This is a genomic window from Agromyces humi (genome assembly GCF_009720255.1).
GTDB lineage: Bacteria > Actinomycetota > Actinomycetes > Actinomycetales > Microbacteriaceae > Agromyces > Agromyces humi.
Genome location: NZ_WJSP02000258.1, coordinates 1 through 5374, shown reverse-complemented (window position 1 = coordinate 5374; position 5374 = coordinate 1). Strand labels below are relative to the sequence as shown.

General features: G+C 72.1%; 4 protein-coding genes and 3 pseudogenes. 6 read left to right on the top strand and 1 reads right to left on the bottom strand.

All coding sequences use genetic code 11. From position 1 onward, the window contains the following. The 5 genes and pseudogenes from GH736_RS16450 to GH736_RS16430 form a co-directional block, all read left to right on the top strand. Window positions 1-227: pseudogene (locus tag GH736_RS16450) on the top strand (GuaB3 family IMP dehydrogenase-related protein); the annotation flags it as partial. Between the two features lie 108 nt (window positions 228-335). After that, window positions 336-2081: a glycerol-3-phosphate dehydrogenase/oxidase gene (locus GH736_RS16445; protein ID WP_203230815.1), complete on the top strand. Its 1746-nt coding sequence runs from the start codon at window positions 336-338 to the stop codon at window positions 2079-2081. Between the two features lie 56 nt (window positions 2082-2137). Continuing rightward, window positions 2138-2641 carry a cation:proton antiporter regulatory subunit gene (locus GH736_RS16440; protein WP_159605245.1) on the top strand — a complete coding sequence of 168 codons (504 nt, stop codon included), beginning with the start codon at window positions 2138-2140 and terminating at the stop codon, window positions 2639-2641. Next, entirely contained in the window at window positions 2641-3495 is an 855-nt protein-coding gene (locus GH736_RS16435; RefSeq protein WP_235934355.1) for an SURF1 family protein, read from the top strand. Before GH736_RS16440 ends, GH736_RS16435 begins: the two co-directional genes overlap by 1 nt. 59 nt (window positions 3496-3554) lie before the next feature. Next, a pseudogene (locus GH736_RS16430) lies at window positions 3555-4160 on the top strand (S1C family serine protease); the annotation flags it as partial. Window positions 4161-4264: 104 nt separating this feature from the next. On the opposite strand, the gene GH736_RS16425 reads toward GH736_RS16430, so the two are convergent. Beyond that, on the bottom strand, window positions 4265-5140 hold the full coding sequence (locus GH736_RS16425; RefSeq protein ID WP_159605243.1) for an N-acetylneuraminate synthase family protein: 876 nt from the start codon (window positions 5138-5140) through the stop codon (window positions 4265-4267). Window positions 5141-5252: 112 nt separating this feature from the next. Between GH736_RS16425 and GH736_RS16420 the strand changes: the two are divergent. After that, window positions 5253-5374: pseudogene (locus GH736_RS16420) on the top strand (GDP-mannose 4,6-dehydratase); the annotation flags it as partial.

Genomic DNA, 5374 nt, shown 5'->3' with positions numbered 1-5374 from the left:
ACCACTGGGGCGCCGAGGCGCACCACTCGAAGCTCCCGCGCGGGCAGCGCGTGCACGTCGGCCAGGTCGCCGCGCTCGAGGAGATCCTCTACGGGCCGGCCCCGGCGGCCGACGGCACCGCGAACCTCGTCGGGGCGCTCCGTCGCTCCATGGCGACCACGGGCTACTCGGACCTCAAGGAGTTCCAGCGCGTCGAGGTGGTCGTCGCGCCCTACCAGGGCGCCTGAGTCCTCGCCGCAAGCCCCTGCGCGTCCGTGGCATCCGTCGTACCCAGCGGGTAGCGTGGAACGGGATCACGCGGCGGCGTCGTGCGGCCGCGGGGACGGAGAGCGACGATGGCGACACAGAGGCTGACGACGCAGAAGTCGGTGACGCGTTCGATGAAGCTCGGGCCCGAGGAGCGCGAGGCCGCCATCCGGCGGCTGAAGGAGAAGGAACTCGACATCCTCGTCGTCGGCGGTGGCATCGTCGGCACGGGTGCCGCACTCGACGCGGTGACACGCGGGCTCTCGACCGGACTCCTCGAGGCACGCGACTGGGCGTCGGGCACGTCGAGCCGATCGTCGAAGCTCGTGCACGGCGGCATCCGCTACCTCGAGCAGCTCGACTTCCGACTCGTCCGCGAGGCGCTCATCGAGCGCGGTCTGCTGCTGCAGCGCATCGCCCCGCACCTCGTGAAGCCGGTGCGCTTCCTCTACCCGCTCAAGCGGCGCGTGTTCGAGCGCATCTACGTCGGAGCGGGCATGCTCCTCTACGACGTCTTCAGTTACACCGGTGGCCGCCCGCCGGGCGTGCCGCACCATCGTCACCTGTCGAAGCGGCAGGTCATGCGCGCCATCCCGTCGCTCTCGAACGACGCACTGGTCGGCGGCCTCACGTACTACGACGCCCAGGTCGACGACGCCCGATACGTCGCGAGCCTCGCTCGCACGGCCTCGTTCTACGGCGCGCACGTCGCGAGCCGGGTGAAGGTCGAGGGCTTCGTCAAGGTCGGTGAGCGCGTCGTCGGCGTCAAGGCGCACGACCTGCAGACCGACGAGCACTTCGAGATCCGTGCCAAGCAGGTCGTCAACGCCACGGGCGTGTGGACCGACGACACCCAGCGCATGGTGGGCGAGCGCGGCACGTTCAAGGTGCGCGCGTCGAAGGGCATCCACCTCGTGGTGCCGCGCGATCGCATCCAGTCGGCGATGGGCATGATCTTCCGCACCGAGAAGAGCGTGCTGTTCGTGATCCCGTGGGGCCGACACTGGCTCATCGGTACGACCGACACCGACTGGAACCTCGACAAGGCCCACCCGGCGGCGACCGCCGCCGACATCGACTACCTGCTCGAGCACGTGAACGCGCTGCTCGCGGTGCCGCTCACCCGCGAAGACGTCGAGGGCGTCTACGCCGGGCTGCGACCGCTGCTGGCCGGTGAGAGCGACCAGACCTCGAAGCTGTCGCGCGAGCACATCGTCGCGCACACGGTGCCGGGGCTCGTCGTCGTGGCCGGCGGCAAGTGGACGACCTACCGCGTGATGGCGAAGGACGCCATCGACGCCGCGGCAGACGCGATGGACGGCCGGGTGCCGCCCTCCACCACGCAGGAGATCCCGCTGCTCGGCGCCGAGGGCTACCAGGCGGCGTGGAACAAGCGCGGCAAGATCGCCCGCGCCTTCGGGGTGCACAAGGTGCGCATCGAGCACCTGCTGAACCGCTACGGCACGATGACCGACGAGCTGCTCGACCTGATCCGGGCGGATGCCTCGCTGGGCGAGCCGCTGCCCGGAGCCGACGACTACCTCGGCGCCGAGGTCGTCTACGCGGCCTCGCACGAGGGCGCCCTGCACCTCGACGACGTGCTCGCGCGCCGCACCCGCATCTCGATCGAGGCGTGGGACCGCGGGGTGTCGGCCGCACCGGTCGCCGCGCGGCTCATGGGCGGCGTGCTGGGCTGGGACGAGGCGCGCGAGGCCCTCGAGGTCGAACGCTACCTGCAGCGCGTCGCCGCCGAGCGGGAGTCGCAGTTGCAGCCCGACGACGAGTCGGCCGACCGGGTGCGGCTCGAGGCGCCCGACATCGTGAAGGTGGACTGAGCGGGCGAGATTAGACTGGGGCGTTGAACCACCCCCCACCGAGGAGAGTCCGCGCCATGGTCGATGTCCGCCGCGTCACCCTCCCCGGTGTCGGCGTGCTGCACTCCATCACCACGACCGACGGGGCGGAGATCGCGGTCGTGGCGCACCGCACCGGCTCCAGCGACCTCGTCAGCAGGCCCGCGGGCGCACGCGACGACGATGGCGAGGGCGTCACCGTGCGCCTCGACGAGGACGAGGCGCGCACCGTCGCCGAGCTCCTCGGTGGCACGCGCATCGTGGAGTCCATCGCCGAGCTCGACGAGCTGCCCGGCGTGCCGATCGACTGGGTCACCGTCGACGCCGACGACGCGATCGCCGGCCGCACCATCGGCGACCTGCCCGTGGCATCGGGAGTCGTGCTCGTGGCCGTGGTCCGCGACGACCACGCGCACCCGTCGCCCCCGGCCGACTTCAGGCTGCTGCCCGGCGACACGATCGTCGCCGTCGGGCCGACCGACGGCATCGAGGTCGTATTCCGGGCCATCCGCGAGGGCGCGGGCGGAGACACCGAGGCCTGATGCTCCAGATGATGCTGCGCCCGCGTTGGGTGCTCGCGCTCCTGCTCGCCCTCGGCATCGCCGCGGCCTTCGCGCTGCTCGGCCAGTGGCAGCTCGAGCGCGCCGTCGAGCAGGCCGTGGTCGTGGAGCGGCCGACCGAGGAGGTGCGGCCGCTCGCCGACGTGGCCGAGCCCGACGGCCCCACCCTCCAGGCCTCGACCGGCCAGCGCGTCGAGGTGTCCGGCACGTTCGTGCCCGGCGACACCGTGGTCGTCGAGGGCCGGCTGAACGACGGCGCCATGGGTTACTGGCCGGTGGCGCACCTCGAGGTGACGGATGCCACGCCCGGCGGCCTTCCCGTGGCCCTCGGCTGGACCGACGACCTCGACACCGCCCGCGAGGCGGCCGCGCGGTTCGACGCCGACGCCGAGTCCGGCGGCGAGGTGACGGTGGTCGGACGCTTCCTTCCGAGCGAGGCGCCGATCGCACCCGACGACGACCAGGACCCGCTGGCGATCCGGAGCGTGGCGGTGGCGCAGCTCATCAACGTCTGGGCCGACTACGACGACCGGCCCGTGTACTTCGCCTACGTCACGGCGGCCGAGCCCATCGCCGGGCTCGAGGCCATCTCGTCGCCGCCGCCCGAGGAGTCGGTGGAGCTCAACTGGCTCAACATCTTCTACGCCGTCGAATGGGCGGTGTTCGCCGGATTCGCGATCTTCCTCTGGTACCGGCTGGTTCGCGACGCGGTGGAGCGGGAGCGCGACGAGGCGGCAGAGGCGGAAGGGGCCGCGGGGCTCGACGCGACGGCCGAGGCGGCCGAGCCCGGGGCCGCCGCGGGCGCAGGATCCGCCGGCGACGGCGCCCGGGACTGACCGTTCCGCCACGGGCGAACTCGGGGGTCCGCACGCCGCCGCGGGGCGATGATTTCCCTGTGACCAGCGAAGATCCCCTCGACGCCTACTCGGCCGTCGTCACCCGCGTCGCGCGCGAGGTGCTGCCGAGCGTCGCGAGCCTGGCGGTGCGCTCGCCGCGCGGGGGAGGTGCGGGCAGCGCGAGCGTGATCTCCGATGCGGGGGTGCTGCTGACGAGCGCCCACGTGGTCGCCGGTTCCGTGTCGGCCGAGGCGACCTTCGGCGATGGCACGTCGGTGACCGTCGACGTCGTCGGCCGCGACGTGCTGTCGGACCTGGCCGTGCTCCGCGCCAGGGGGCCGGTGCCGCCGCCCGTGCCGCTCGGTGATGCCACGGCCCTGCGGGTCGGCCAGCTGGTGGTCGCCCTCGGGAATCCGATGGGGCTGGCCGGCAGCGTCACCGCGGGCATCGTGTCGAACCTCGGCAGGTCGCTGCCGACGGCGTCGGGGCGGGTCATCGACGAGGTGATCCAGACGGACGCCGCGCTGAATCCCGGCAACTCGGGGGGCGTGCTCGCCGACGGGCAGGGCCGCATGGTCGGCGTGAACACCGCCGTCGCCGGGGTCGGCCTCGGACTCGCCGTGCCGATCAACCGCGCGACTCGCGAGATCATCGGCGTGCTGCGACGACACGAGCCGCGCCCGCCACCCGTCTGGCAGCTGCGACGCGAGCGAGGCGCCCCACTTCACGTACGAGTCGGTGTCGGCGACGACGAGCAGCGTGCCATCGGTCACGCGGGCACCCGGCGGAGTTTGGCGCGCGGCGCCTCCTCGCCCGGGAAGACCCGCTTCACGCCGTCACCCATGGCCTCGCCGATGACGCGGATGTCGCGCACGAGGTGCTCGAGGCCCTGCGGTTCGAGCGAGGCCGCCTGGTCGCTGCCCCACATGGCACGGTCGAGCGTGATGTGCCGCTCCACCGCGACGGCTCCGAGGGCCACGGCGGCGAGCGAGATCTGGAGACCCCGCTCGTGGCCGGAGTAGCCGACGGGCACCCCGGGATAGCGGCGCTCCAGCGTGCCGATCATGCGCAGGTTCGCCTCCTCGGCCGGCATGGGGTAGCTCGAGGTGGCGTGCATGAGCACGAGCCGATCGGTGCCGAGCACGTCGACCGCACGGTCGATCTCGTCGATGGTCGACATGCCGGTCGACAGGATGACGGGCTTGCCGGTCGCGGCCACGGCCTCGAGGAGCACGAGGTCGGTCACCGACGCCGACGCGATCTTGTGCGCCACGACGTCGAGCCGATCGAGGAACTCGACCGACGGCACGTCCCAGGGCGAGGCGAACCAGTCGATGCCGGCCCGCAGCGCGTACGAGGCGATCTCGAGGTACTCGGCCTCGCCGAACTCCACGCGGTGGCGATAGTCGAGGTAGGTCATCGTGCCCCACGGCGTCTCTCGGGGCACTTCCCGCATGTGCTCGGGCGTGGCGATCTCGGGCGTGCGCTTCTGGAACTTCACCGCCTGCGCGCCGGACTCGACGGCGACATCGATCAGCCGCTTGGCGATGTCGACGTCGCCGTTGTGGTTCAGCCCGATCTCGCCGATGACGTAGACGGGCATTCCGGGTCCGACCACCGATCGGCCGATGCGCACAGCTGCCATTCGCTCACTCCTCCTCGTCGCGGGCGCCGGTCGCGCCCGCCCTGGTCATCGATGCGTCCGCCACGTGTGCGCTGGCGGTCAGGGCGCTCCGCGCTCCGAGAACGAGGTCGGCGAGCTGGATGCGGTGGTGCACTACGCGGCCGAGAGCCACAACGACAACTCGCTCGACGATCCTCGCCCGTTCCTCGAGACGAATATCATCGGCACGTACACGCTCCTCGAGGCGGCACGGAA

Excerpts from the sequence above, each read along its gene's own strand:
- GH736_RS16445 (WP_203230815.1), top strand. The coding sequence starts at position 336 with ATGGCGACACAGAGGCTGACGACGCAGAAGTCGGTGACGCGTTCGATG.
- GH736_RS16440 (WP_159605245.1), top strand. The coding sequence starts at position 2,138 with ATGGTCGATGTCCGCCGCGTCACCCTCCCCGGTGTCGGCGTGCTGCAC.
- GH736_RS16435 (WP_235934355.1), top strand. The coding sequence starts at position 2,641 with ATGCTCCAGATGATGCTGCGCCCGCGTTGGGTGCTCGCGCTCCTGCTC.
- GH736_RS16425 (WP_159605243.1), bottom strand. The coding sequence starts at position 5,140 with ATGGCAGCTGTGCGCATCGGCCGATCGGTGGTCGGACCCGGAATGCCC.